General features: G+C 55.6%; 18 protein-coding genes. 7 read left to right on the forward strand and 11 right to left on the reverse strand.

Translation table 11 applies throughout. The annotated features are described in order from the left end of the window. Positions 1–127 precede the first annotated feature (127 nt). A complete protein-coding gene (locus Pan181_RS07340; protein ID WP_145246210.1) occupies positions 128–3,553 on the forward strand; it encodes a S8 family peptidase in 3,426 nt (1,141 codons plus the stop codon). On the opposite strand, the gene Pan181_RS07345 is transcribed toward Pan181_RS07340, so the two are convergent. The 11 genes from Pan181_RS07345 to Pan181_RS07395 all read right to left on the reverse strand — a co-directional run bounded on the left by Pan181_RS07345 (position 3,550) and on the right by Pan181_RS07395 (position 14,787). Next, positions 3,550–4,503 carry a transketolase family protein gene (locus Pan181_RS07345; RefSeq protein ID WP_145246211.1) on the reverse strand — a complete coding sequence of 318 codons (954 nt, stop codon included), beginning with the start codon at positions 4,501–4,503 and terminating at the stop codon, positions 3,550–3,552. The two genes, Pan181_RS07340 and Pan181_RS07345, sit on opposite strands and share 4 nt — an antisense overlap. Continuing rightward, complete coding sequence (locus Pan181_RS07350) at positions 4,500–5,321, reverse strand: transketolase (RefSeq protein WP_145246212.1); 822 nt, start codon at positions 5,319–5,321, stop codon at positions 4,500–4,502. Before Pan181_RS07350 ends, Pan181_RS07345 begins: the two co-directional genes overlap by 4 nt. Before the next feature lie 40 nt (positions 5,322–5,361). Then, positions 5,362–6,057, reverse strand: a complete 696-nt coding sequence (locus tag Pan181_RS07355; RefSeq protein ID WP_145246213.1) for a sugar transferase — start codon at positions 6,055–6,057, stop codon at positions 5,362–5,364. Between the two features lie 4 nt (positions 6,058–6,061). Then, positions 6,062–7,072 (reverse strand): glycosyltransferase, encoded by a 1,011-nt coding sequence (locus Pan181_RS07360; RefSeq protein WP_197529007.1) that lies wholly within the window; start codon positions 7,070–7,072, stop codon positions 6,062–6,064. 44 nt (positions 7,073–7,116) lie between these two features. Further along, positions 7,117–8,085 carry a methyltransferase domain-containing protein gene (locus Pan181_RS07365; RefSeq protein WP_145246215.1) on the reverse strand — a complete coding sequence of 323 codons (969 nt, stop codon included), beginning with the start codon at positions 8,083–8,085 and terminating at the stop codon, positions 7,117–7,119. A 109-nt stretch (positions 8,086–8,194) separates the two neighbouring features. Next, positions 8,195–9,520 (reverse strand): O-antigen polymerase, encoded by a 1,326-nt coding sequence (locus tag Pan181_RS07370; RefSeq protein WP_145246216.1) that lies wholly within the window; start codon positions 9,518–9,520, stop codon positions 8,195–8,197. Next, complete coding sequence (locus Pan181_RS07375) at positions 9,520–10,905, reverse strand: lipopolysaccharide biosynthesis protein (RefSeq protein ID WP_145246217.1); 1,386 nt, start codon at positions 10,903–10,905, stop codon at positions 9,520–9,522. Before Pan181_RS07375 ends, Pan181_RS07370 begins: the two co-directional genes overlap by 1 nt. An 89-nt stretch (positions 10,906–10,994) precedes the next feature. Continuing rightward, on the reverse strand, positions 10,995–11,942 hold the full coding sequence (locus Pan181_RS07380; RefSeq protein WP_145246218.1) for an aldo/keto reductase: 948 nt from the start codon (positions 11,940–11,942) through the stop codon (positions 10,995–10,997). Then, complete coding sequence (locus Pan181_RS07385) at positions 11,942–12,595, reverse strand: sugar transferase (RefSeq protein ID WP_197529008.1); 654 nt, start codon at positions 12,593–12,595, stop codon at positions 11,942–11,944. The genes Pan181_RS07380 and Pan181_RS07385 overlap by 1 nt, the downstream gene beginning before the upstream one ends. A gap of 13 nt (positions 12,596–12,608) precedes the next feature. Then, entirely contained in the window at positions 12,609–13,505 is an 897-nt protein-coding gene (locus Pan181_RS07390; protein WP_145246220.1) for a TylF/MycF/NovP-related O-methyltransferase, read from the reverse strand. 25 nt (positions 13,506–13,530) lie between these two features. Continuing rightward, complete coding sequence (locus Pan181_RS07395; protein WP_145246221.1) at positions 13,531–14,787, reverse strand: glycosyltransferase family 4 protein; 1,257 nt, start codon at positions 14,785–14,787, stop codon at positions 13,531–13,533. Positions 14,788–15,229: 442 nt separating this feature from the next. Here Pan181_RS07395 and Pan181_RS07400 point away from each other — a divergent pair, with 442 nt between their 5' ends. The 6 genes from Pan181_RS07400 to Pan181_RS07425 all read left to right on the forward strand — a co-directional run bounded on the left by Pan181_RS07400 (position 15,230) and on the right by Pan181_RS07425 (position 24,586). After that, a complete protein-coding gene (locus Pan181_RS07400; protein WP_197529009.1) occupies positions 15,230–16,192 on the forward strand; it encodes a polysaccharide biosynthesis/export family protein in 963 nt (320 codons plus the stop codon). Positions 16,193–16,240: 48 nt separating this feature from the next. Then, positions 16,241–18,523, forward strand: a complete 2,283-nt coding sequence (locus Pan181_RS07405; RefSeq protein WP_145246223.1) for a polysaccharide biosynthesis tyrosine autokinase — start codon at positions 16,241–16,243, stop codon at positions 18,521–18,523. 52 nt (positions 18,524–18,575) lie between these two features. Next, on the forward strand, positions 18,576–21,278 hold the full coding sequence (locus Pan181_RS07410) for an O-antigen ligase family protein (protein WP_145246224.1): 2,703 nt from the start codon (positions 18,576–18,578) through the stop codon (positions 21,276–21,278). Positions 21,279–21,298: 20 nt separating this feature from the next. Beyond that, a complete protein-coding gene (locus Pan181_RS07415; RefSeq protein ID WP_145246225.1) occupies positions 21,299–23,173 on the forward strand; it encodes a polysaccharide biosynthesis protein in 1,875 nt (624 codons plus the stop codon). A gap of 102 nt (positions 23,174–23,275) precedes the next feature. Then, positions 23,276–23,941, forward strand: coding sequence for an REP-associated tyrosine transposase (locus Pan181_RS07420; RefSeq protein ID WP_145246226.1), 666 nt, complete (start codon positions 23,276–23,278; stop codon positions 23,939–23,941). Between the two features lie 171 nt (positions 23,942–24,112). Continuing rightward, the gene (locus tag Pan181_RS07425; RefSeq protein WP_145246227.1) at positions 24,113–24,586 is read left to right on the forward strand and encodes a DUF6714 family protein; all 474 of its coding nucleotides are present in this window, start codon (positions 24,113–24,115) and stop codon (positions 24,584–24,586) included. Positions 24,587–26,229: the final 1,643 nt, after the last annotated feature.

The following is a 26,229-nucleotide window of genomic DNA, read 5'->3' on the forward strand; positions in this document are numbered from 1 at the left end:
TTGAAGGCAACACATCAGGTGTTGCTGCACCTTTTCCGCACCTTTTCACCCCTCCCTCCAACGCTGTACCCAGCAGCGTCCCGGTTGTGCACTCGGGAACTACGAGCATGGCCTTGGAGTAGCGAACATGTCACGCAAATCCCAAACTCGCCCCCGACGTTCGACAAAAATCGAGACACTCGAAGCGCGCCAGATGATGGCGGCCGATGCGATGGACGCATTGCTCAATGTGAGCCTCGATCAGCACCATGTGGATGAATCGCTGCCAGACATGGTGCGGCACTCCGACATTCCAGATCTCGATCAGCACCAGCAAGCTGACTTTTGGATCGATTCGGAAGTGGGCTACCAAAACAATGGAGATCTTGAACAAACTCTCGATGGCGCGCACGAGCAAACCGGACTCGACACGGTTCGTACGAATTATGGATTTGGGGGATCTGGTCAGACTGTTGTCGTCATCGATAGCGGAATTGCGTACGACCACTACGCACTTGGTGGTGGGTACGGCGCGAATTATCGAGTCGTAGGTGGATGGGATTTTGCGGAAAACGATGCTGATCCGTTCGATGATGGTACCGAAGGGTCGCACGGCACACACGTGGCTGGCATTGTCGGCAGCACTGGCGATACAAATGGTAACAACACCGGTGTGGCTCCCGATGTTGACTTAGTGGCCCTTCGAGTGTTCGACGACGCTGGCAATGGTTACTTCAGCGACGTAGCCGAAGCCCTTGATTGGGTGGTTAACAACCATGACTCATTCGAGAATCCAATCACTGCGGTGAACCTCTCGATTGGTACTGCATGGAACAGCGACACTGCACCAAGTTGGGCGTCGTTCCTGGAGACAAAGTTTCAGCAAATTGAGAATCTTGGCATCTTCATATCGGTTTCCGCCGGCAACAGTTTCACGAGTTACAACGAACCTGGGTTAAGCTACCCAGCGGCCAGTAGCTACGTTGTGCCGGTGATGAGCTTGGATGGCAATGGCAGCTTGAGCTATTTCAGCCAGCGTTACTCAACCGCCATTGCTGCTCCTGGACGCTACATTCGCAGCACGATTCCCGACTACGCTGGCAATAACAATGGGATCACTGACGACTGGGCGAACTTCTCGGGCACCAGTATGGCCTCGCCTTACGTGGCCGGCGCGAGCGTGATCATTCGCGAGGCGATGGATTTGGTGGGGTACACCAACATCACCCAGGATATGATCTACGATCACATGATTGCTACGGCCGATTCGATTTTCGATTCGGCAACCAATCAAAACTATTTCAGCCTGAACCTGGCGAATGCCATCGACAGTCTGCTACCCGATGACGATTTCGGTAGCACTATTGAGTCGGCCTATAATCTGGGCGCATTGGGAGAAGGGGATACGCAAGTAAGTGGAATGATCTCCACTCTCGCCGACGGCGACTACTTTACTTTCACTGCAACCACCACGGGTGTCGCAACGTTCTCGGCTACGGAATCGCATCATCTGGATGTGAGTTGGGACTTCGGCTCTGCTACTGCTACTCGGGACGGCAACAATTGGGTATTGGACGTTGTCGCAGGGCAGACCTATACGGTTGGTCTCTCGACTCTCGATGGCCTAGGCTACTACGACCTCGGCGTGTCGATTGAGTCGACGTTCTCGTTCATCGATTGGGGAGCGATAGCCGGTCAGCAATCTCATAGCAATCTGTCGTCGAGCGGTGAATCGTGGTACCGCATCGTGGCCGGGCAAAACGGTTACGTGACTGCCCAAGCAGCCTTTGCTGCTGCGGCTGGAAATGTAGATATTGCGTTGTACGATGCCAACTTGCAGATGCTAGGGGAGAGTGCCTCTGGCAGTGATGCGGAGCGTGTAGATTACTTGGCCAGTTCGGGACAAGAGTTCTATATTCGCGTTTCGGGCACGAATGCCGACGTCGACTTTCAGCTTACCAATTTAGTGAATGTCGATGGCACAACTCTTTCGCTGAGCGGTACCGATGGTGACGACACCTTTAGTTTTACCGCCGGCAGTACCCACCAAGTAGTAGTCAATGGAGTCGAATACCAATTCGATTCGGCCGCCATCAACAACATCGTGTTCAGCGGTGGAGCTGGTAGCGATACAGCCAACTTAACGGGTAGCACGGCCAATGAACTAACCACCTTCCGAGTTGGTTCCGTTCAAATGGTCTCGAGCAACTTTAATCTCTCGGCCAGCAGCTTTGAAAAAGTACAGGTAAGTAGTGGTGGCGGTACCGACAACGTCGTGTTCTACGACAGCGCGGCCGACGAATACTACGTTGGCTATTCCGATCGAGCCATCTTCGGCGGCGACGGCTATCGTTACGATGTGCTAAATTACGCGAATTCACTCGCTTACTCGAATGGCGGATACGATTCCGCAACCTTCTACGACACCGCTGGCGATGAGTGGTACATTGGTAAGTCCGACCGCGTGCGATTCGGCGGAGCCGGTTTCCACCATGACGTACGTACATTCGAGTCGACTCTGGCCTACTCGACTGGAGGTAACGACTCCTCGACGTTGTACGACACCGATGCGGATGATACGTTCGTCTGCTGGTGGAACCGAGCCATCATGGCCGGCGACGGTTACCATAACGATACCCGCGGGTTCACCAGAAGTCTCGCCTATGCGACTGGTGGATACGACGAAGCCATCTTCTACGACACCGCAGGCAACGATACCTACGTTTCCTGGTCGAACCGTGCCATCTTGACTGGCGACGGGTATTACAACGATTCGCGCGGCTTCGAACGCACCAAAGCGATTGGTAGCACCGGTACCGATAAAGCCATTTTCTACGACACCACAGGCGACGACAACTATATTGGCCGCGAAGGCCAAGGCACCATGATGGGGGCCAACTACCGGAACGATGCGATTGGTTTCGATACGTTCGAAGCCTATGCTACGAGCGGTACCGACAATGCTACGTTCTACGATTCGGCCGGCGACGACATCTTCAATGGTTACTCGAACCGGGCCAAGATGTGGGGAGCGGGATACTTCCACACGTCCAATGGCTTTGACCGAACCGTGGCGTTTGCCACCACTGGGTACGATCAGGCTACGTTCTTCGATTCCAGTGGCAACGATTCGTATGTGACTTGGAGCAACCGGGCACTGATGGCAGGTGCCGGCTATTTTAACGATACCCGTGGGTTCGATAAGACCACTGCGTTTGCCACTACTGGTTACGATACGGCCACCTACTACGATGGAACCGGCGACGATATGTATGTCGCCTGGTCGGACCGTGCTTTGATATCCGGTAACGGATTCTACCACGATGGTCGTGGTTTCGACCGCGTTTCGGCCGTTGCCTCCAATGGTGGCAACGATCGCGCCATTCTACATGATTCGGCAGGCGACGACGACGTGTTTGCCAAGGTTTGGGGCGCCTACATGACCAATGGCACCTACTACAACGAGGCCCGAGGGTTCGAACGTGTCGACGCCTATCGAGATCTCGGTGGCAACGACGATGCGACGGTCGACTCCATCGACTATCTATTCAGCTTGATTGGCGACTGGACCTAGGCAGCCAGTCGTTTAGTCGAAGGTTGTTGTTGAAGCAGTGCGGCGAGTTTGGCTGCCACGGTTTCCACATCCAAGCCGTGGAACTCTCGCAGATAGTCTTGGTTGCCCACTTCGGTGATGTACTCCGAAGGTAAGCCGATACGCTGGAACTTGACGCCGGGCACGCAGGCCTCACACAGCACCTCGGCAACCGCACCACCCAACCCACCGAGAATACTGTGTTCTTCAAGGGTGACGATGGTGCCAGTCTCTTCCGCGGCCTTCACGACCGCATCGCTGTCGAGCGGTTTGATGGTGTGCATGCTCAGCACGCGCACCTTCAGTCCGTGAGTCTCGGTAAGTTGATCAGCGGCCGAGGCTGCCGTGGCCAGCATGGCACCAGTTGCGATAATCGTAGCGTCGTTTCCATCGCGAGTGGTGAGCGCCTTGCCGAGTTGCCAGTCGATGGGACCCGTGTGAACCATCGGCTCACCCGCCCGACCGAGTCGAAGATAGGTAGGGCCAATTCCTGAGCCCACCTTCTTGGTGGCCGCCGAGGTTTCGGCGGGGTCACCAGGGGCGACAACTTTCATGTTCGGTAGCGAACGTAGAATGGCAATGTCTTCCGTCGCGTGGTGTGTCATACCGAACGCGCCGTAGCTCATGCCGCCACCCACCGCGACCACCACTACGTTAGCGTTGTGATACGCAGCGTCGTTACGGATTTGCTCGAGCGGCCGAAGCGTCGGGAAGTTGGCAATCGAGTAAGTGAACACAATGCGGCCCGATAGTGCCATACCGGTGGCCAAGCCGGTCATGTTCTGCTCTGCGACACCAGCGTTGACGAACTGATTGGGAAATCGCTCGGCGAACTTCTGGACCACGCCGAAGCCAAGATCACCTGTCACCAGAGTCACTCGGGGATCGGCCGCGGCCATTTCGGTGAGTGTGTCGATAAAGGTGGTTCTCATGCTACTTCTCCCAATTGTGCGAGTGCCGCGGTGTATTCCTCGCCGCGAGGGGTGCGATAGTGCCAGAGTAGTTGGTCTTCCATAAAGTCGACCCCTTTGCCTTTCACCGTGTGGGCGATCACACAGGTCGGCTTGCCAGTGATTTGGGGAATGGCCTGCAGTGCGGAGGTCAACTCGTCAATCGAGTGGCCATCGACTTCCACCACATGCCAGCCAAAGGCGACCCACTTGTCGGTAAATGGTTCGAGCGGCAGCACGTCGTCAACATGACCGAGACTTTGAATCTTGTTGTAGTCAATGATAGCTATCAGATTGTCCAGCTGATGGTGTGGAGCAAACATGGCGGCTTCCCAGTTGGAGCCCTCGTCGCATTCGCCATCGCTGAGCACGCAGTACACTCGGTAAGGATCCTTATCGCGCCGGGCGGCCAAGGCCATGCCGGTTGCAATCGGCAATCCATGTCCAAGCGATCCGGTCGAGACTTCAATGCCCGGAATGCCTTTGGCAGTCGCGTGTCCAGGAAGTCGCCCACCGTTCTGGAAGAAGCTTTCGAGCCACTCCATGGGAAAGAATCCACACTCAGCAAGCACCGAGTAGAGAGCCCCGCACGCGTGGCCTTTGCTTAGCACAAAGCGATCGCGATCGTCGGCTTCTGGATCTTCAGGGCGGACGTTCATGATCCGGCCGTAGAGCACCGAGAGAATCTCGGCCATCGAAAACGAGCTACCTACATGGCAACTTCCAGCACGGTTTGCCATTTTCACCGCGTGCACACGAATGCGACGTGCCAATTCGGTGAGTTCTTCATTGGTTTTCATCAGGAAACCTCGTTACGGGGATCAAGGTCTGGTTGAACCGCTATGCGGCGTGTTTGCGGATCATGGCAGAAGATTCCAGGCAAAGAACCTCTGCCCTTAGTTCACCGAAAGTCGGGAAATTGTGAAGTTCTCGCGGCAGGAATTGCCTGTTGATGACTCGCAGCACCGTGAATGTGAGTATCTTCAAGTCCATGCCAAGCGAGCGGTTTTCGAGATAGTATTTCTGCAGTCTCAATTTGCGAGGGCGGATGAAGCGGTCGTACGCCAGTTCTCGATCGGGGGCACCTGCCAGCGACGAGGCCTCGTCACTATTCCACAGCGACGCCCAATCGGTCATACCGGGACGCAAATTCAACAAACGCTTATCACTCCCGCTTAGGCTATCCACTCGGTCGACTAGTTCTGGACCAGGGCCTACCAAGCTCATCTCGCCGCGGAGTACGTTCAGTAGTTGGGGAAGCTCATGGATGCGGAAGCGTCGCATTAAACGACCCGATGCGGAGAGTTGCGGGTCGTTACGGGGAGTGCTCGTACCACACAGGGCTGCAGAACTAGCGTGGAGCACTCGAAACTTAAAAGTACGGAATGGCAACCCACCGCGACCTGCGCGACGCTCACGACATAGCACGGGGCCGCGAGACTCGTACTTCATCCATACAGCTACCAGCAGAAACAATGGAGAGAGAACTGCCAGGAGTACGAGTGCGCCAACGATATCGAAAGCACGTTTCATCATAGGGTTAAGCTGCGTGAGAGTGGGAGGCGATCGCTTGCGGGTTCAAGAGCTCTTGGTACAGTCCATGGAGTTGACTGGCGATCGTACCCGTAGACATCGGCTCCACATGCCGCCGAAGTGTGGTGGGGACGGGACCATCGAGGGCTCGCAGGATGCCTTCGGCTAATTCAGCAGGATCGGCCGTGGTTACCGTACACGAAGGTTCCTGGCGGGCGATCAGAGCCAGATCGCTGACATCAGTGGCCACAAAAGGGGTGTTGCAGGCTAACGCTTCTTTGACGACGTTTGGCCAACCTTCGCGAGTCGAGGTAAGCAGCAAGACGTCGGTAGCGGCCATCCATAGCGCGACTTCATCGTGTGTCTTTCCCGACAGGGTCTTGAGCACGATTTCGGGACGCTGCTCGGCCGCAATGTCGAAGGCCGCTTGAGCAAGTTCGGGACGCTTGAGTGGATTGCACGCTTTCATCGAAGCAAACAGAACCCATGGCTTCGCGTCGTGTCCCAACCCCAAACGCTCGCGAGCTTCGAGTCGTGAGAGTGGTTGAAAGCGAGTGAGGTTGATGCCGTCGGGAACGACGTGCACGTTCTCGCAGCGCCCATGGTAATCCGAAAGTTCCGTTCGCATCCGCTCGGACATGACGATGACCATCTCGTAAGATGGCAGAGCCCGATGAGTCATCTGGCGAACAACACGGCCATGCAGGCGATTGAAAAGGCTTCCTGTGTCGCTTCCAAGCAGGTCGGTTCCACGTAGCGAAACGAGCCGACTGCATTTGGCCGCCGACGAGACGAGCGCACACGCCGAACCAAACTGAGCGTGCACCAGGTCGAAGTCGCTCGACATCTCTCGAATCTGCTGCGCAACGAATGGCAAACGCCACGCTTGACGCAGAGAACCAGTGTAGTGCAAGTGAACATCCACGCCGACTTCGCGCATTGCCTCGGCCAGGATGAACATAAACACCCCGGAAGATTGCACTTTTCTAGAGAAATTGTGAGGCCACAGGACTTTCATGGAAGACTCAATAGTAGGAGCACCTTCTTGGTTCATCGAGTACTCTACCCGCATTTTGCTAATGCTTGGGCGGGCGAGGCAACGATCCAGGCAAAAGTTGCCGCAAGATCGTCGGCGGGGCGATCTTTGAACTCGGCAGCGAGAGGGGCATCGCCTTGCTGCACCTTGGCAACCAAACTCGGATCAATCTGGGGATCATCAGCGACTATCTCTAATCCACTTTTGTTGAACGTTCTCAAGTAGTCGCTATGACGCAGTCGGTTCATGTACATGAACCGATTGCCAGCCAATCGATCCCATTCGCGAGTGGTGAATTGCAGGAAGTTGATGGCATCGATGGTGGAGTCGTTATGCGAGAAGTGGTCGGTGTAATCGACTCCATGAACAATCAATCCATGCGGTTTCGTAATGCGTTGGGCCTCGCTGAGTATATCGGCAAGTACTTGGGGAGGGATATGCTCGAGCACGGTGTACGATGTGTGATAGTCGATACTATCGCTGGCCAGATGCGTATGAGCAGCATCGGCAGGTGAGGCGTACTCGACTTGAAAGCTTGTTAGAATCGTATCGATGGATGGGTGCGCTTCTGCCAGTTCACAGAGGAAATCGAACCGGTCGGGGATCAGCCGCTCGGCGAATAGCTGTTCCATTTGGGAGCGATTCGTGCGGATGTAATCTAGCGACTCCAGTATCAGCTCATGCTTCAGATAGCGGTTCAAGTCGACGGTGATCGTTTTCTTGGCGCCCATCAACCAATAAGCAATCGGTACGCTTACCATGCGTCCGGTGCCAACTTCAAAGAACACGCCACCTTTCGGATTTCGACCTGTGGCAACGATGCGGTCCCATGTTTCGATTGCCGCCTGCAGGCGTTTGGTGGGGTCGATGCGGCGCAGTCCTCCAAAACGTCGTTGGATCGGATAGTAAACCGACAGAGCTAGTTGCTCTGGGAGGCTTGCTACCAGATTCTGAATAAACGCCTTGTATTTCCAGTGCATATTATTGATTGCCAAGCAGAGGTTTGGGGCGTGCTACGACGGTTGGACGGCGGACGGTAGCAGATTGGACAATGATGTCCAAGACGGATTTCTCAGGGAAAACCCCGCCTTAATAATAGATGCCCTAAGCCGCAGGGCGTGACTGCATTGCTGGCATGGCTGGCGTCGTATAGGGAGCGACCGGTTTAGCAATCAGTCTTCGACTGCTATCGAGAACGAGCAACGCAATGACATAGATGGGGAGCTCCCGAATGCAGCTCTGAACGATCTGCACCGTTGGAGCGCGATGCATGATTACCAGAAGTTGGTACTGCAGAACCGATAAGGTTGCTGCCCACATGGCTGTCGCATAACGCTTGGCAAAGAATGGCAACGTGAATAGCCATAAACGATTCAGGCAGAAGCCTAATACGAAGTACTGCAGGAAGGCTCCCGCGTAACCAAAGTTCAAGTAGGCCTCGGCCAACAACGAGTATCCAAAGCCTAGTCCTGGTGTCCACTTCACGACATTGTTATGGGCGAACGCTTGAGCCAAGTCTTCGGGGCGATTGGGCCATACCGAGCGAGGAACCCAAGCGCCTAGCGCAGTCAGATAGCTCGAGCCGTAGACCGGGTCTTCGTCGCCATTGACCGCGGACGAGAGACTCATCATCGGACCATTCGCGTCCTGGTATTCCAGGGTGAACGAATCGACAATCTGCGAAATATCAGGGGTAACGTTGATTCGCCAAGCCGAGAAAGCAGGCAGCAATACCGTGGCGGACAAAGCTCCGCAGCAGTACAGCGTCAGATGTAACGAGGATCGACTCCGTTTTCCGACCCAATAGGTTCCAATGCCCATGGCCGCGGTGAGTAGCGGATTCTTGTCCGAAGTGTAGAATCCCCACCCTACCAAAGACGAGAAAGACGCCAGAAAGCCAATGCTAAGGAACTTTCGCTGGCACGAATAAATGCCAATCACAATGCCTGCTGTCAGTGTGAGCATTCGCGTGGTGTAGCTGAACAACGACTCATTGTAGCGAAACTCGTTCGCTTCGTGATAGGACAAGTGCTGAAACATCGTTTCGCCGTAGAATACGTACAATGTTCCGACGAGAGCTACGATGAGAAATAGAATCGACCGAGGAAATCGTTGTCGGGTATTGAAGCGAATGTCGGCAAGTGCACGCTGCATGCCCGACATATGAAAACCAACAATGAATCCCAGCAATGCGAGCACAGCGAGAATGGCAATGGTTACTCGACCTTCGTAAGGAAGATAGAACAACGTCGGCTCGGTCATATGAAGATCGCGATTCTTCAGCTGCAATTCCAAGGGAACGCCAAGGTAATAGTAGAACCCCGTGATCCCAAAGAGAGTCACGGGATGCCAGTAACCCCCGCGACGAGCGTAGTAGCTCGCAGCGGCCAAGAAGATGACGATATAGACGGCAACAAGCACGTAGAACATCAGGCTGCCCTCCGTACCGAGTCAGGCGCGCTGGAAAGTTGCAGGCCTTGCAGCTCTTTGTACAGCCAAGTGCCTGCTGCGAAAGTCGTTGTGACTGCCAGCATCCAAATGGCGGCATAGAAAGCCGTGATAATGGCGATTTCGGACCACCCTGCGGAAACCAGCGTGTAGTAGGTTGCGAAAAACACCACGAGGGAAGCAGCACTAAGGTGGGGAACAATCGCCCTGCGGTACACTGCGTCGGCTACGCCCTTGAGTGCAATGAAAACGTTAAGCGGCAACGCGATCGGCACGATCATCCGCACCGCAGCAACCAGTTCGGGCGAGCTCTTGCCAAGGTGGAACCAAATCAGATAGGGAGCCAAGCACCACAGGAACACAACGCCTGCGATGGTCACGGCCCCAGCAAAGCCCAGCATCTTGGTCAGTCTGCTTACCAGACGGCGTAGATTTCCTGACTGAGTTAAATAGGCGGTTTCGGCCAGTACGAACTGATTAGCGGGGGCCACCAACTGCATCAGCAGCGTTAGCATCACCAAACCGTAGGCTACTTCGGCACCTTTCTCCAGTCCGTAGCGTTGAGCGGTAAGCATCGCAGGAAGTGCCAGCAATCCATAATAACTGGCTTCACCGGGCAGTCGAGGCAGTCCCGCACGCAAAAGCCGTCGGCCTTCTGTTACTTGAGGTGTCACCAGCGTGCGCCAGGAACCTTGCATCGCCAAGCAGGCGACGACAACGTTCAAGGCAATTTGCATCAGTCCGCCGAATAGCAGAAAGTTCTCAAGCGTGGAAACGAAAGGCAAGACCGAGATTGGTGCGACAACCAGACATACCACCTGCACCCAGTTGGCTCGATTATTCCATAAGAGTCCGCGGCTAAATCCAGCGTTGCAGGTGGTCCATACAAGAGCCAGTAGCCAGGCTGAAAGGCATAGTAGTACGTAGGTTAGCCCTGGCCCGCCGATGAGCCATTGCGAGGCAGCTTCTCCTGCTAAGAGCACTACCAACGAGTAGATGCCAATCGCAAGAGCGCCGAGCTGCAGCGAAGCCGCCAGGAAGCGGTCGGCGTCGAGCGACGAATCGCCTTTGGTCGATCGTGGGACGAGCTTCGCTAGATTCACTCCAAGCCCCAGCGAGACGACAGGCAGTAGGGCAGAGGTAAACCGTCGCACGATAAGGAATTGCTGAAAGCCTTGCTCACCAAATTCCTGGAGAGCGAGACGAAGAATCAAGAAACTACCGAGAATGATGAGTCCCGAGCAGAAGTAGCTAAACGCATACTCACGCACCGCAGCCAACCGTCGCTGGTTCGCCGCGCCTGGCACCGAAGCGGTTTCGGCAACAAGCGTTCGTTTTTCATCGGTGTTGTGGTGCTGAGTGTCCAAGATGGACGTGTCCTAGCTGGGGGGCGTTTAAGACTGCAAAGCGGGAGTGTAGGAAAACGCAAGGAATACCAGCAAGATCGAATTGTTTGCTAAGCTGCCAGCTTCGATAGTTGCTCGGAGGCCTGATTCAAACGATTGTAGTCGTGCTCTTCAAGAGACCAGTCGCTACCCCCCAGGTTGTCGTCGACTTGTGATTCGGTTTTGGCTCCAAAAAGAACGACTCCGACAGATTCTGTGTCGAGTAGCCAACGAATCGCGACCTGGGCAGGTGTCTTGCTGTATCGCTTGGCGACTTCTTTCACGACTTCAACGACCTTCAGGTTGCGTTGGAAGGCTTCACCTTGGAAGTTAGGATAGCGATTGCGTCGATCACCGGCCGCAAACTTGGACGTGTGATTGTACTTACCCGTGAGCAACCCCTGAGCCAGGGAACCCCAGGTGATCAGGGTAGAGTTGGTACGGTGGACAGCATCCGATAAGTCCAGTGACCGACGATTTAGTAGGCTAAGCTCGACCTGAATGCCAGCGATCGGCGACACTTGCGAGGCTGTGATTAGTTGGTGCGAATCGAAGTTCGAAACACCGATCTCACGTATCTTTCCTTCTTCTCGACATTTCTGAAGCTCGGCGACGGTGTCTTCGATCGCTGTCTGTCCATCCGGCCAGTGAACGTAGTAAAGCGGTATCGATTCGACTCGGAGTCGTTTCAGGCTCGCTTCAAGAGCTTGCCGCATGTAAGCGGGGCGAATGTCGTTCGTGATTCGCTTCTCAGAGTCCCAACGAACGCCAAACTTGGTAGCGATCACCACTTCGTGCCGGCGGTCTCCGAGTGCTTGCGAGAGTACTTGCTCCGAGTGGCCAAGGCCATACACATCGGCCGTGTCGAAGAAGTTGATACCTGCATCGAGTGCTACATGCACGGCCCGAATCGAGTCGCGATCCTCGACGCTTCCCCAGCCATGGCCTCCCATGGGGCATCCCCCTAGGCCGAGGCGGCTCACCACCAAGTCCGATGCACCGAGCCGAACGAATTCCATCAAGCACTCCGACGGAACGGTTTCGAGGCAACCACATAGGCAGTGCGGGCAAGAATGGCCGCATCGTTTTTCAACGACCACTCATCCACATAGCGGAGTCTCAATTGGTTCTTACGAGGTAAAACGTGCAGACTGTAATACTCGTCAGGGTTCTCTTCGCCAACCACTTCCTGGAGGTCATTGAACTCGATGCTCGCCAGGTCGGTAATGCCGGGCTTCATGCTCAAGATGCGAAGCTCGTCACCGGCGTATTGCTCCGTGTATTCCGACACTTCCGGACGTGGCCCCACGATGCTCATGTCGCCTTTGAGTACATTGAAGAACTGAGGAAGTTCGTCCAACTTATAGCGACGGAGCAGGGCACCGATGCGGGTGAGCCGAGGATCGTTCTTGCCGGTGGTCGTGCCGCCGATCTGCTCGGCTCGATTGACCATGGTGCGAAACTTGAGAATGTAAAAGGGCTTACCATCTAGGCCGGTGCGAACTCCGCGGTAGATCACAGGGCTGCCTTGGGTCATCCGCAGCAGCACGCTCGTTGCCAGCAGCATTGGGCTCAAGGCGACGATCGCCAGCGAGGCGACACTGATATCGAACAACCGTTTCAAACCCAGTTTCAGGGATGGGACCAGTTTTCGCGATGGGGTGGATTGCATGTCGACTCCGTAGTTAAGCCACCTGACGCTCAAGCATTGCCTGATCCTGGTTGGTCGGTTTCTGGAACGAGCAACCACCGCGTCCATCAGGAAGTAACTTTACCTGCAGATCACGGTTGGCGATGAACTCGTCGGTGGCTCGTTTTGCACCGTAGCAGCTGCAATAGTCGTCGATGATAATCTGACCACCCGGGCTTACCTGATCGAATAGTGCCTCGAGGCAGCATTTGGTCGAGTCGTACCAGTCTCCATCAACTCGCAGCAAGGCAATGGCCTCAATCTGATCGCGGGTGGGTTCAAGCGTGTCTTGGAACCACCCTTTTACGAGCGTGATTTTATCGCGCGATAGTTGGAAGTCGTCGAAGAGCAGGCCCGAGACTTGTTCGATCGTTCCCAGGCACGAGCCTTTGGGAAGCGGGCGGATGTGCCTGCCAGTTTCGCCATCGGCGAAATCGTCGCTGGTCGGATCGGGAAGGCCTTCGAACGAATCGAAGAACCAGCAGGTGCGTTCGGTGGGGTCGCTATCGGCCACGGTGGCAATCAGAGCTGCACAACCACCCTGAGCCACTCCACACTCCACGAATGCACCGGGGACCCCTTGTTTTACAAGCTGCTCGGCCAGATCGTGCGTATGTTCGAGCCCCGGAGAGCCGATTAGCGAATGCGGCATGACCTTCAAAACGCGTTGCATGCAAGTAACCCGATCTTGATCGCCTGCTCGTCGTGCTGCGTTAAGTTTAGAGCGATACTGCCCACGTTGTAGTTGCTGGTAAATGCTGAATAGCGGATGGTAAACCGCTGCGTAAGCGCGTGCCGGCAAAATGCGGTGCAGCGTAGTCAGCCCCAGGCGGGCGGTCTTCTTAAAAAGCGACGCATCGGTATAGGGATCGCTAAAAGCAGATGTGTCCATGAATCATCTTTCTTGGTTTGCGATATCAGGCCGCTTGAGAACGTGGAGCGACGAATTGATTTAGGTACTGGACGAATCGTGGATAGATGGCAGAGCTTTTATAAGAATTCTGCCATATGTGGAAGGCGTTCTGGCGATAGCATTCGAGTTGCTCTGGATTGCTAGCAAAGGCTCGAATCGCAGTCGCCAGCGACTCGGCATTGCCTGCCTGGTAAGAGGAGCCACACTCATTCTCAGTCAGTAGCTCTGGAAGCTCGCCCTTGAGACTCGAAAGAATGCAGAGGCGATTGGCCATGTATTCAAAGGCTTTATTCGGCAAGCTTTGCTTAGCTCCTACCGCATAGGTTGCCAGACCGATATGAGAGACCGAAGCCAACTCTTGCAGTGTTTTTGGGGGTACCCAACCGAACAGGTGGACCGACTTTAGCCCCTCGGCTATTTTGCGGATTTGTGCCATCTTCGAGCCATCGCCGCAGAGGGCAAACTGAAGGTGGTGGTTGCCTGAAAGTTCCAGCGAACGTGCGGCGGATACGATGGTTTCGACGTCGTAGCTTGTCTCAAACTGGCCGGCGTACAAACAGGTGATATGATCTGGTGCCAGCCCGTGCTTCTTTAGCGTTGCTAGGCGGCCGCGGTCATCGGTAGGCGGAAGTGTCGCGAGCTCATAGCCGAGCGGAACCACTTGGTCCCGTGCTGTGGATGGGCGATTCGCATGATGAAGCCCCCAGTCTAGATACGACTGGGAGACGGCAATCAATGCGTCCGCATTCCTGCAGGCTCGTTTCGCCAAACGCAGGTGCGAGCCAAGCAATAAACGCCCTAGCGGCTTCAGCGCGGTCGGCAGAGCATTTAGGTACAAATCGGGCCAGAGGTCACGCACGTCGACAATTACCGGAATATCGTGACAGCGACCAAAGCTCACGGCCGCGTCGGCCCACTCCAGCGAGGGGATGGCAGTCACGATCAAATCGGGGCGTGGCAAGTCACCAGCCAGTTCATGGAACCGACGACCCAGCACCGAATACATACGCATTCGCGCAAGGCTAGTATTGCGACGATAACCCTCTGCATGCACAAACTGAATGCAGTAGTTGCTATCGACTTCGACTTGGCAGTCTTGCTGGTAGCGTTGCTCTTTGCGGAAGTGGCAAAAGGTAGGCGACCAGTGCGTAACGTGATGTCCCGCGTTACGGAGGGCATCCGCAACGTAGCCATAGCGGAACTTTCGCGCAGGGCCATCTACTGGCATTTGCTCACCAATATGCATAAGCCATGCGCGCATGTTAACTAGTCCACGGTTTTTGTCTGTGGGGCAGTCGTAGATGCCGAGAGAAACGTGTGCTAGCAGCGCCCTCTCGCCGGATGATCCGCCCGGGATTTTGAGCGGGGATACTAGCGAGAGGCAAAACAAAGTGTCAAGAGCGTTCCCTTCGGCAGTACTATTCTGGCAGGCTAGCCCGATTGGCCTTGTCCCCTCGAATAGAACTCCTGTACATAGCTCTCCGCATTCTATTCGAAGCAATGCGGAACTCACTTGCGTTCTTCCCTTGTCACTGCGTCATAGCAACATGAAACAGAAGCCGCCAACGCCCTGGCAGTCTCCCTTGGTCTCGTTTGCCATTCTGTGGTTCGTGGTGGGAGCATGCGGCTGTCAGGTAGCTAACTATAGAGCTGCAAGCTTACCGCCCGAGATGCGCGCGCCGGCAACTCATGGTGCACCCAACATGTCGCTCTCGCGACTGTCGTCGATGGCCTCCGGCTCGTCGTTGCTCGCGGCCGGCGATCTGCTGAATATCACTGTGCTCAGTGGGCTGGAAGACGAACCCAAAGCAAAACCAGCACGCATCGGCGACGATGGCACCATCAACGTCCCGCTGGTCGGAGCGGTTCGCGTTGCGGGACTCGACGAACAGCAAGCAGCGGAACTTGTGCGAGTTGCTGCAATTGAACGTGGTATCTTCCGTAATCCTCAGGTGACGATTCGTGTGACCGAACGGGCGATGAACTACGTGACCGTACTCGGTGCTGTGAGCGAACCAGGTACCCATCCGGTGCCGAAGAGTTCGAGCAATCTGCTGGTGGCCATCGCAGCCGCTGGCGGTTTCACCGAGGAAGCGGGGACCGAAGTCGAAGTACTGCGGCAACCGCGGCGGTTATTGGCTGATAAAGAGAAGTCGGGCAATCCGTCCATGATTCAAACCGTTGCGTTTGAAGGCCCAATGGCCCAAGTGCCGGAATCTCGTACCCAGCGGATCGACTTGGCAATGCTGAGCGATAGTTCGGCGGGCGAGGAAAAGAATCTATCGATTGGCGATCAAGACGTGGTGATGGTGCATCCTTCGAAAAAACGGGTGGTGCATGTTTCTGGCTTGGTTCGCGAGCCGGACCAGTTTGAGATGCCGCGTGATCAAGACCTGCACGTGCTCGATGCGATTGCCATGGCTGGTGGAGCTAGCTCTCCGGTAGCGGACAAAGTTTTTGTTATCCGCCGTCTGGAAGAAGAGGCCGAGCCTCTCGTGATCCAGGTAAGCATCTCAAAAGCCAAGATGGATGGAAACGAAAACTTGCGACTAGCGCCAGGCGATATGGTGAGTGTGGAAACGACGATCTCGACTAGTATTGTCGATAGCATCAAACACGTATTCCGCATCTCCGCTGGCGTGGGAGGAAACTTCCTTTCGTTCTAATGATCGAGCCTTCTGGCCCCTTCCTTCATTTGCTCACAGCCTCCCATCATGTTGAAGACTCCCGAATCAAACAATCTATCCAGCATGGAGCAGTCGGATGATATCTCTACATCCGACATGATTCACGCTGGGCTTCGGATATGGCGAACACTCAGTTACCGCCGCTACTACGTGATCGCATCGCTAGTGGTGTGCTGCGTGCTTGGTTTCGCCTACTATTTGGCTGCTCCGCGCTATTATCAGTCGACAGCAAAACTGCTGATCAACGAACGCAAGGCAGACGAACTCACTAGCGTTGGCGATCAGATCGCCAACGACGACCTGATGGCCAACCAACGCGACTTGGTGACCAGTGCCATCGTGGTGAGCAACGCACTTGCCAATCTCGACTCGGAGCATCTGATCGATCTCGAACGAGTGCCACGCAGTGATTGGGTAGAGGACCTCACCGATCGTTTGTCGGCTTCGATCAGTCGCAAAGGTAGCTTTGTGGAAGTGCGATATCGTTCGCTCGATCCCGATGCCGCCGCCGCGGTAGTGAGCGAGGTGGTGAACTCCTATTTGAGTTTTGTCGACCAAACTCATAAAGGGTCGGCAGGCGACACGATCGAAATGCTCGATGGTCGGCTCAAGCAAGTACAAACCGATATTCAAGACAAACAGCGCCAGCTCATTGAGCTTCGCGACCGAGTTGGCCACTTGGCTTTAGGCGATGAAAAGGAAGCCATCGATCCTATTGTACAGCGGGCGTTAAGCCTGAATGAAAGTTGGATCGAAGCCCAGCAGCAACGGGTTGACCTCGAAGCACGACTGGCTGCGGTGAATTCGTCGATTGCTCGTGGTGACGACATGCGCCAGCACCTGATGTCTCTCGAGGAAACGTTGGGCCAGCAAGTGCTCATTTCATCCTTGGGAATGTCGAGCGACGATCTGTCAAGCATCCGCGAGCGAGAACGCGAGCGGCTAGAAGCAGAACGCGAAATGCAAAGCCTGTCCCCTTATCTTGGCCCGAACAACCCGCGGATGCTTGAGCTAAAAGCACGCATCGATGGCATCGATCAGTACCTAACGAATTACCGTACTGCTGCCGGACAGCGAATTGCTGGCATGACTGGCAATGAGCTGGGGCCGATGATGCAAGAACTCTTGCGGCAATCCATCGCCCAAACGCTGGAACAGGAAAAACAAAAGGAAGCCGCTTTCGTGGCTGCCCGCACCGAAGCAGCCAAACAAAGTAGTCAACTGGTGGAGCTACGCACCTGCGAGCGCGATTTGGTGCGACTCGAAAACCTGCACGATAGTTTGATCGATCGCCTCGACTCGGCGGACATTTATCAATCGCAGGGGCCGATTCAAGCCGTGGTGGTGGAAGACCCCCTGCCTGAACTAAAGCCAGTCTCGCCGAGAATCAAAACCGTGTTCCTGATGTCGGTGCTCTCGGGATTAATCGTCGGTGTTTCGCTGGCATACATTCAGGACGCACTTGACGACCGCTTCAATTCGCCGGAAGAACTCACCGCCCAGCTTGGGGTGCCAGTGCTTACCTTGGTGCAGCGACTGGAACCGTTGGTTGGCGACGGGCTGCAATCGCTCCACACTCATATGTGTCCGAATGCGTCGGACAGCGAGGCGTTTCGTACCTTGCGTACTTCGTTGTCGCTGATGACCGACGCTTCCGAGCGAATTTTGGTCTCGAGTGCCGAACCGAGCGACGGAAAGACCACCGTATCGGCCAATCTGGCGGTGGCTTTTGCCCAGGCTGGTAAACGCACTTTGGTCATCGATGCCGACCTGCGTCGCCCTGGCATGACCACCTTGCTCGGACTTAAAGGGCAAGCCGGTGTTGCCGACATTCTTACTTCGGAAGAACCTACGGCCAGCATCGCCCCTCGTCATGTCGTTCACACCGACGAACCACGACTCGACGTGATTCCGGCTGGCCTACGGCGTCCGAATCCAGCGGAGCTGCTTTCGAGCCAAGAGTTTATCGAACTGCTGGCTTGGGCCGATTCGCAGTACGACCAAGTGCTGGTCGATTGTCCCCCGGTCCTAGCGGTGAGCGATGCTCAAATCGTGGGCCGGCTTGTGGATGGAGCCATCCTGGTGGTGCGTCCCGACAAGAACCATCGCCGGTTGGTCGCCCGTGCATGCGAGAGCTTCCGCAATACTGGAAGCCAAGTGCTAGGCGTGGTGGCCAATGATGTGAGCGACATGCATGGCTCCGGCTACGGCTATGGCTACGGGTACAGCTACCATAGCGAAGATGAGGAAGAGCCACTGCCTGGCGAGGCATCGCTTCCTCACGACGACGATTCTCGTCGCGCCGCTTAATAGCTTCTAGGAATCGGACACCTAGAAACCTAAATTTAGGATGCAATGACTCATGTTTGGGATAACCAAAAGTCGAAAACTCTCGCCGTTTGCTTTGATTGGCAACTGGCAATGGGAGCAGGTGTTCGACCAAACCGTGCATCATATGCTGTGGGGCATGATTGTGCTTGCCCCGCTTTTTTGGGGCGGACGAGGCGAGATTGCTCGCCTGGTTTATGCGATTCTCTCCGCGGCCCTAGTAACGATATGGCTGGTAAGGCAATGGTTGTCGGGCCGTAGTGAGTGGAACTGGTCGCCGGTCTTCTGGTTACCATTGCTCGCTGTCGCGTGGATGGTGCTTCAGCTCATTCCAATGCCGAGTGCAGTGATCGAATGGTTCGCACCACGAACCACCGAACTGCTGCCACTTTGGCAGGACCAAGCGTGGCTCGAGCAGTATGGCCTCACGGGGTGGAGCACGTTGTCGCTCGACCCGGTGAGTGGTCAGGTTTCGATGGCAATGATGCTCTCCTGCTCGCTGACGATGGTCGTCGTCTTTTCGCGGATGCGAAACGAGACATTTGCGAACCAAATCGTCCTCTGGATCGCCCAGTCAGGCACGTTCATGGCTGTGTTCGGATTGCTTCAGCACCTGACGGCTGGTGGTCTCTTCTTCTGGGTTTACAAGTATCCCTTCCGCGTCTCCGACGACTATGTTTGTGGTAGCTTCATCAATCACAACCATTTCGCCAGTTTCTTGGTGATGAGTGCAGGGGCCATTGTCTATCAACTGATGATGGCGGTGCCGGCTTCGATGAAATCGCTTCCTGTACATGGTCGACACCAGTCCTTCACGTTCGATAAAGCTACTCTGACCGTCGTTGGGTGGGCTGCGTCGCTGGCGGTTACGGTGCTTGCTTTGATCATGTCGGCGTCCCGCGGGGCTATGCTCGCTGCGGTCGCAGCCACTCTGGTGCTCTTAGCGGTATACTTGAAGAAACGCTTGATTGGCGTGGTTCCGTTGGTGACGACCATTATCGTAGCGGCTGTCGTGGTGATTGGCATGTCGCTACAAGTCGACGAACGTTTCACCGATCGCTTGGGTGACCTCACCAGTGGATCGATAGACGCGGTAGACCACGATGGTGCCCGCCGAGCCATTTGGAATGCAAACTTGCAAGCGATTTCGCACGGGTGGTTGGTGGGAGCAGGCGCGGGGAGCCACGCGATGGTTTATCCGGCCTATCTCGACCGCACCCACACAAAAGTGTTCACCCATGCCGAAAATGGTTACCTGCAAGTCGCCACCGAACTTGGGTTGCCTGGTATTGCGTTGCTAATTGCGATGGGAGTAACAACCGTCCGCTGGGCAATCGCGGCCTGGAAAAACTGTACCACCCGTGAACAGTCTGCCTTGTTGGGAGCGGTGCTGGCAGGCATCGCGGCCAGCGCCGTGCATAGCCTTACCGATTTTGTGTGGTACATCCCGGCCACTTTCACACTGCTGATCTTATTGATGGCGGTCCTGCGTTATTTGGCAAAGGGCCAGGATGACCATCGCAAGGCGGATACATCAACTAGTCGACCTTCGCCAGATTTAGCACTGGTCGCCATGTGTTCCATCATTGTGATGGGGGTGATTCTCATCCGTCCGGCGCTGGCAAGCAGTGCGATGGGAGCCTACCTGGCCGCGTCGGAAGCCGATAGCTGGCGGCAACCGCTTACGTTGCGGGATGCAGCGGAAACCGGCGATCTCGGCAAGCTGGAAGCCGACGAGTCGATTCTCGTGCGCAAAATCGAAGCTTTGCGGAAAGTAGTGAGCCTCGATCCCAGTGATTCCGGCGCCCACATGCGACTCTCTCGTGCCTATCTGCAGTGGTTCGATCTGCGCGCCCCGGTTCGCGAAAATCGCATGAGTCTAGGCCATATTCAGCTCGCAGTGGCCGACGGTGGATTTACCTCGCCAGAGCAAATCGAGTCGTGGCTCGAGCGAGCGATTGGTCCAGACGTAGCGTTTCTCGAAGCGGCAGAAAAGCACGCCTTGCGGTCACTACAATTGTGCCCGTTGCAGGAAATGAGCTATGTCTGCCTGGCAAGCGTGGCGTTTCTGCATGACCGTCCCGTGGAACCGCTGCTAGCACAAGCCGATAAGCTTGCTCCCCAAGACGGGAACCTGTTGTTTGAGATTGGTAAAAGACACATGGCTGTCAACAACCTGGAACAAGCCATCGAATACTGGGTGCGAAGTTGCGAGCATCCTGGACAACATCGATTCATGGTCGTGGCCTCGATGGCAGGTAACATCCCCGTCAACCACTACCTTACCACCTTTGCTCCTGATTGGCAGACACTGCGATTAGTCTGGAAGCGGTATCGCGATACGGCCGACCCAGAGTCGCTTGCCGAATTGCTCGAATACGCTGAACAGCGGGCGGACGAATACGACCCAGCCTCGGCCAACGTGCAGGAACCCTACATTTGGATCTGGTTGGCCGCTATGTACAAGGATGTAGGAAACGAATCGCACCAGATTGCCTGTCTCGAACGAGCGATGGACTTGAACCCCACGTTGGTTCCTGTGCGTAAGAGCTACGCGGTTGCTTTGCTTGAGGCTGGGAAGTTCAACGAATGCGAGTCGCATTTCCGCTGGTGCTTGGCGCGAGACTCTACCGACAGAAGCCTGCGACAGTACTTGCACAAAGCCACGTCCGGTAAACGCCGGCAAGAGGTGGTGCCCAGCACGGCCACTCGAGTCCGTTCTAATCGATATCAATAGCCTTTAAGTTATCACGTTCCATGCCGTTAATCGCGAGCGACAAACCGAGCAGCCGACCTGGCCTTCACGTGGTGATTGCCATGGTGCTGCTGCTGTGCGCGATGAAAGCGGCTTACGTTCTCGCCTACTGCCTGCGGTTCGATGGGTTCCCTACCGGCGAGTTTGCCTGGCGGCTGTGGGCAACGTTGCCGTGGGTGCTGGTCGCCAAGATGATGGCTGCTAGTTGGTTTAATGTGCATCGAGGCTGGCATCGCTTTGTTACTTTTCACGATCTGGGGACCATTGCCAAGGCCATGACTTGTGGCACTGTTGGCGTGGTGCTAATCGATTGGTTTTTGGTGCCGGAGTATTCTATTCCCCGCACCGTTGTGCTGGTCGACTGGGGTGGTTCGATTGCCTTGGTGGGCTTGCTTCGCTCCGTACCCCGGGCGTGGCGGCATTTGCAGCAGCAGTGGAGCGACTCGGATACTCGCTTGCGAGCACTGATTGTGGGAGCCAACGAGTCGGGCGAAAACTTGCTGCGGGCCATCTCGCATAATCGCCGGCTCAACTACCAGGTGCTTGGCTTTGTCGACGAAACACCAAGTCTGGTTGGTCACCGCATCGCCGGCGTGCCGGTGGTGGGTACGCTCGACGAGCTGGCCGAACTGGCCGCACGCTACTCGGTCGATGAAGTGCTGATTCACTCCGGCGACTTGCCAGGCAAGACCGTTCGCGAGCTGATGGAAACAGCCAACGACTACGCGTTCAACATCAATGTGCTCCCCAACTACGAGCAGCTGCTCGGTGGCAAAGTAAGCGTACAACCTCGGGCGGTAGCCATCGAAGACCTGTTGCGCCGCGAATCGCTCTCGCTCGATACGCCCGCGATCAGCCAATGGTTGCGGGGCCGAACCGTGCTCGTCACTGGATCGGCGGGGAGCATTGGTTCTGAGATTTGCCGACAGTTGGTCGCGTTACGTCCTGGTAAGATCGTGGTGGTCGATCGATCGGAGACGGGGCAGTTTTTCCTCGATCGTGAACTACGCCGGTTGGCCGACGATCTAGAGATTGTCGTCGCGCTGGCCGATCTGACCGATCAGGTTCGCATGAAGGCCGTGTTCGAGGAGCACCAACCCGACATTGTGTTTCATGCGGCGGCCTACAAGCATGTGCCGCTCATGGAGGATCATCCCGGCGAGGCCATCAAGAACATTGTGCTCGCCACACGACACGTGGTCGACCTGGCCGAAGAATACCAGGCCCAAGGCTTGGTGATGATCTCTACCGACAAAGCGGTGAACCCCACCAGCGTGATGGGGTCGTGCAAGCAATTGGCCGAACGCTACGTGCAGGCGAAGGCCGCCACGTCGTCGTGCCGGTTCATCACGGTGCGGTTCGGCAACGTACTCGACTCAGCGGGCAGTGTGGTTCCGGTGTTTCGCGAGCAGATCGCCCGCGGCGGTCCGATCACCGTGACTCACCCCGACATCATTCGCTTTTTCATGATGATCCCCGAGGCGGCTCAACTCGTCATCCAGGCGGGAGCGATGGGGCAGGGGGGCGAGATTTTCGTGCTCGACATGGGCGAGCCGGTCAAGATCGTCGACCTGGCCCGCGACATGATCCGTCTCTCCGGACTTCGCGAGGGAGAAGACATCGAGATCGAGTTCACCGGCCTGCGCCCTGGCGAAAAGCTGTTCGAAGAACTCTACGGCGAGCAGGAAACCCACCGCAAGACGTCGCACCCCAAGATCATGGTCGCCGACAGCCAGTCGTGGCACTTGGTGCAGGTAGTGAACGAAATCAGCCAGCTCGCCGAACTGTCCAACGCCCGGCCCGAGCGGGTCCGGCAAGCCCTGTCCGAAGTGGTGCCGCTGTACCACGAACCTGCTGCCGAACGGCGGGCGGCTTAGTCGGGCCGTTGGTGCTATTCCCGCTCGTAGCAAGGAGTAAAGGGAAGGAGTAAAGGGGACATTCTACTTTTTCTAGGCTCCAGCGTGTGCTAAACTGTCGGCATGCCCAGAACTGCTCGCGCTTCGCAAGGTGGATTCGTTTATCACGTTCTCAATCGGGGGAACGCCCGGGGCGAGGTGTTTCACAAGGACGACGACTTCGCCGCGTTTGTCCATCTCATGGTCGAGGCGAGCGAGCGGCTCCCCATGCGGCTGGTTGGCTACTGCCTGATGCCCAACCACTTTCACCTGCTGCTGTGGTCCCACCACGACGGCGACCTCAGCCGCTGGATGCAGTGGCTGCTCACTTCGCATGTGCGTCGCTACCATCGTCATTACCAATCGAGCGGGCACGTTTGGCAGGGGCGGTTCAAAGCGTTTCCGATCCAAGACGACGAGCACTACTGGACCGTGCTGCGGTACGTCGAACGCAACCCGCTACGTGCCGGCCTGGTCGCGCGAAGCCAAGACTGGGAATGGTCGAGTCTGAAATCCACCACACGGAGCTGCCCGGAAGAGCTGCTGAGTGATGGCCCGTTGGAAAAGTTTCGCGGCTGGACCAACTACGTCAACGGCACGGAGACAGAAGCGGAGCTGGCGGCATTGCGAAAGAGTGTCGAGCGAGGCACCCCCTACGGCGACACCGATTGGCAACACAAAACCGCCAAATCGCTAGGGTTGGAGTCATCGCTCCGACCACGGGGAAGACCAAAGAAGGCGGAAAAGTAGAATGTCCCCTTATTGCCTCTGGACTGTACCTATTGCGTTGGAAAGGCTGCGAGGGATACAAGTTGTACGATCACGGTTTATATTACGACACAACTCCGCCACCCGACATGATATAAGAAATTAAGCACCTCTAATTCCTGTTTTAATCTGTTCTAAGGTTTCTTGAGCAATATGATAACGCAAGATGAACTAACAGTTCTCGAACACATTGAAAGTGCCTTTAGAGGTATTACTCTTGGGGAGGGCGTTGGGCTACACCAAGCGCAAGGACTAGATGACTATGCGTCTGAAGAAGAATTGGATCTGCTTCGATTGAAAGATGAAAAGGATGATTGGAGCAAGATAGATGCATCCGATTTAAACAACTGTTACAGCAGTCTATCGTTTTTTGATGCTAGAGGAATGCAGTTCCATCTTCCAGCGTTTCTTATCGCGGATCTAAAGGGGCTGTATAATCACGATATTGCCTTCACATTATGTTTGAAAAGTGAAAATGCGAGTTTGCAGTTTTCCCTATTGAACAGTGAGCAGCGAAAAGCAGTCCGAAACTACTTAGTACTCCGTCTGAATGACCTTGAGAATGGTCCTGCGCAACCAATGATTGAGGAATCTTTAGAGACAAGATGGTCAGAATCCAGCTCCTAATGATGTCATGCAGGAAGCTAGTATGGCGTAGGCTTTAAACTCCGGCAACAGTATTGGGGCGGCAGGATGGCAAAGGTGCGGCGTCCGCCCTTGGGTGCCGCGACTGGCTTGCCACCGACAGCCTTTCCAGATCGTATGACGGCAGATGATGATCCGCCACGTTCCCCACTCACCAGCAGTGTGCTGGCTGCTTGGTGTAGCTTCCCCCCCTGTCCGAAGAACCAAGCCCCAAGTACCCCCAGCACCCAAGCCCAAAACCCCAGCCGCCTCACTTGAATCTGGCAGTACTAGCCGGTTGAACGGTTCCAAGTCGCCTTTCAAGAATTAAACCCGCTACATCCGAAGATGTGACGGGCTCTGAATAGGGAGACCTATCGGCCTACCTGTCTGTTCTGAAAAGACCCCACCGAACCGTAAGGTGCCCAGATTCGGCGGGGCTGGCAGGGGATCGCCACTTGGGCCAAAAGCACCCTCTGCCAAATTTTTGTACACACGGCGGGGCGGCACTGTTAGCCATTCTTTTTTGAGTGCCACTGCTGGCTTGTCGCGGACAGCGTTTGTAGATCGCATGGCAGTAGCAACGGCTCGATGATGATCCGTTACGTTGCCCAATCGCCAGCAGTGGGCTGGATGCTTGGTGTGGGGCGTTACTGCACTCGAAGAACTGAGCAGCTAACGAACGCCGGCTACCGATCGGCGGTAGTGCGTGGCCTGGGATTTGGATAGCGGTTTCTAGCCACGGACGAACGCGGATTATCACGGATGGGGTGGCCTCTTGGGCTTCGCCCACCGACAACAGGGCGTGGTGCGTTTTGCGAAGTGGCCATGCGTAGTCCGCCCTGCTGTCGGTGCTAGCCAAAATCTCTGCGGGCTCGGCGACTCTGCCATGCTGGCTCGATTCTCGCGCCGTACTCTGGTGCTGCCCTCCCCGGGCCTGATAGCCCGACCCGTGTCTCTTTATTGGCCGCAAGCGAGAGGGTGAAATTTGATGCTTAGATTCTTTCCACTTTTCGCTGGGAATTGGCCATCGGTGGTGTTCTAATGGACAGGTGTGTTTGGTCCGTTGTTAGTGGTCAGTAGTCCGTTGTTGGAGGGTGGAATGGTTTAGCAGTTTTTGAATTCCCTTGAATTACAGCATCGACACGCTGCGAATGGTTGCTGGCGTGGGCGTTCGCTGCTGCGCGTTTGGGTATTGCGGTTGGTGGGGCTGCGTCGCCGGAAGCTCCTGGACCGCACCCTACGCGGCGCTCGTTGGTGACACGCTCGAAATGGCGAGCGGAGATCTTTCAGTCGCTGGAAGCTCCTTCAAGATGACATTCCGCATTCCGATATCCCAAATCCCGCTTTCCCTGGCCCCTGAATCCTGCTTCCTGACTCCTCCCAGAATAGTTTCCCACCGGTGGGAATCTATTTTGGGCACTTTCAGCGGAGGTGTTGATGCAACTCATTAATAGCAAACGACTTACGGTAAATGCGCAGCGGGAAAATAGATTCCCACTCGATGCGTTTTGGGAGATGGGAATCTATTCGAGGCCGAAAACCACTGGTTTTGTAGAGTGTGTGCAGATTCAATTTTCCCATCGGTGGGTAAATTGGGAATCTATTCGCGGGTGTTGGGAATCTATTGCTAGCAGCGGAGCCAT

This window comes from Aeoliella mucimassa (assembly GCF_007748035.1).
Taxonomy (GTDB): Bacteria; Planctomycetota; Planctomycetia; order Pirellulales; family Lacipirellulaceae; genus Aeoliella; species Aeoliella mucimassa.

What these genes read in the sequence shown, in the direction of transcription:
- Pan181_RS07405 (WP_145246223.1), top strand. Translation starts at nt 16,241, where the DNA reads ATGTTGAAGACTCCCGAATCAAACAATCTATCCAGCATGGAGCAGTCG.
- Pan181_RS07370 (WP_145246216.1), bottom strand. Translation starts at nt 9,520, where the DNA reads ATGTTCTACGTGCTTGTTGCCGTCTATATCGTCATCTTCTTGGCCGCT.
- Pan181_RS07415 (WP_145246225.1), top strand. Translation starts at nt 21,299, where the DNA reads ATGCCGTTAATCGCGAGCGACAAACCGAGCAGCCGACCTGGCCTTCAC.
- Pan181_RS07355 (WP_145246213.1), bottom strand. Translation starts at nt 6,057, where the DNA reads ATGATGAAACGTGCTTTCGATATCGTTGGCGCACTCGTACTCCTGGCA.
- Pan181_RS07425 (WP_145246227.1), top strand. Translation starts at nt 24,113, where the DNA reads ATGATAACGCAAGATGAACTAACAGTTCTCGAACACATTGAAAGTGCC.
- Pan181_RS07395 (WP_145246221.1), bottom strand. Translation starts at nt 14,787, where the DNA reads ATGCGCGCATGGCTTATGCATATTGGTGAGCAAATGCCAGTAGATGGC.
- Pan181_RS07380 (WP_145246218.1), bottom strand. Translation starts at nt 11,942, where the DNA reads ATGGAATTCGTTCGGCTCGGTGCATCGGACTTGGTGGTGAGCCGCCTC.
- Pan181_RS07390 (WP_145246220.1), bottom strand. Translation starts at nt 13,505, where the DNA reads ATGGACACATCTGCTTTTAGCGATCCCTATACCGATGCGTCGCTTTTT.
- Pan181_RS07400 (WP_197529009.1), top strand. Translation starts at nt 15,230, where the DNA reads ATGTCGCTCTCGCGACTGTCGTCGATGGCCTCCGGCTCGTCGTTGCTC.
- Pan181_RS07345 (WP_145246211.1), bottom strand. Translation starts at nt 4,503, where the DNA reads ATGAGAACCACCTTTATCGACACACTCACCGAAATGGCCGCGGCCGAT.
- Pan181_RS07420 (WP_145246226.1), top strand. Translation starts at nt 23,276, where the DNA reads ATGCCCAGAACTGCTCGCGCTTCGCAAGGTGGATTCGTTTATCACGTT.
- Pan181_RS07350 (WP_145246212.1), bottom strand. Translation starts at nt 5,321, where the DNA reads ATGAAAACCAATGAAGAACTCACCGAATTGGCACGTCGCATTCGTGTG.
- Pan181_RS07410 (WP_145246224.1), top strand. Translation starts at nt 18,576, where the DNA reads ATGTTTGGGATAACCAAAAGTCGAAAACTCTCGCCGTTTGCTTTGATT.
- Pan181_RS07340 (WP_145246210.1), top strand. Translation starts at nt 128, where the DNA reads ATGTCACGCAAATCCCAAACTCGCCCCCGACGTTCGACAAAAATCGAG.
- Pan181_RS07385 (WP_197529008.1), bottom strand. Translation starts at nt 12,595, where the DNA reads ATGCAATCCACCCCATCGCGAAAACTGGTCCCATCCCTGAAACTGGGT.
- Pan181_RS07360 (WP_197529007.1), bottom strand. Translation starts at nt 7,072, where the DNA reads ATGAAAGTCCTGTGGCCTCACAATTTCTCTAGAAAAGTGCAATCTTCC.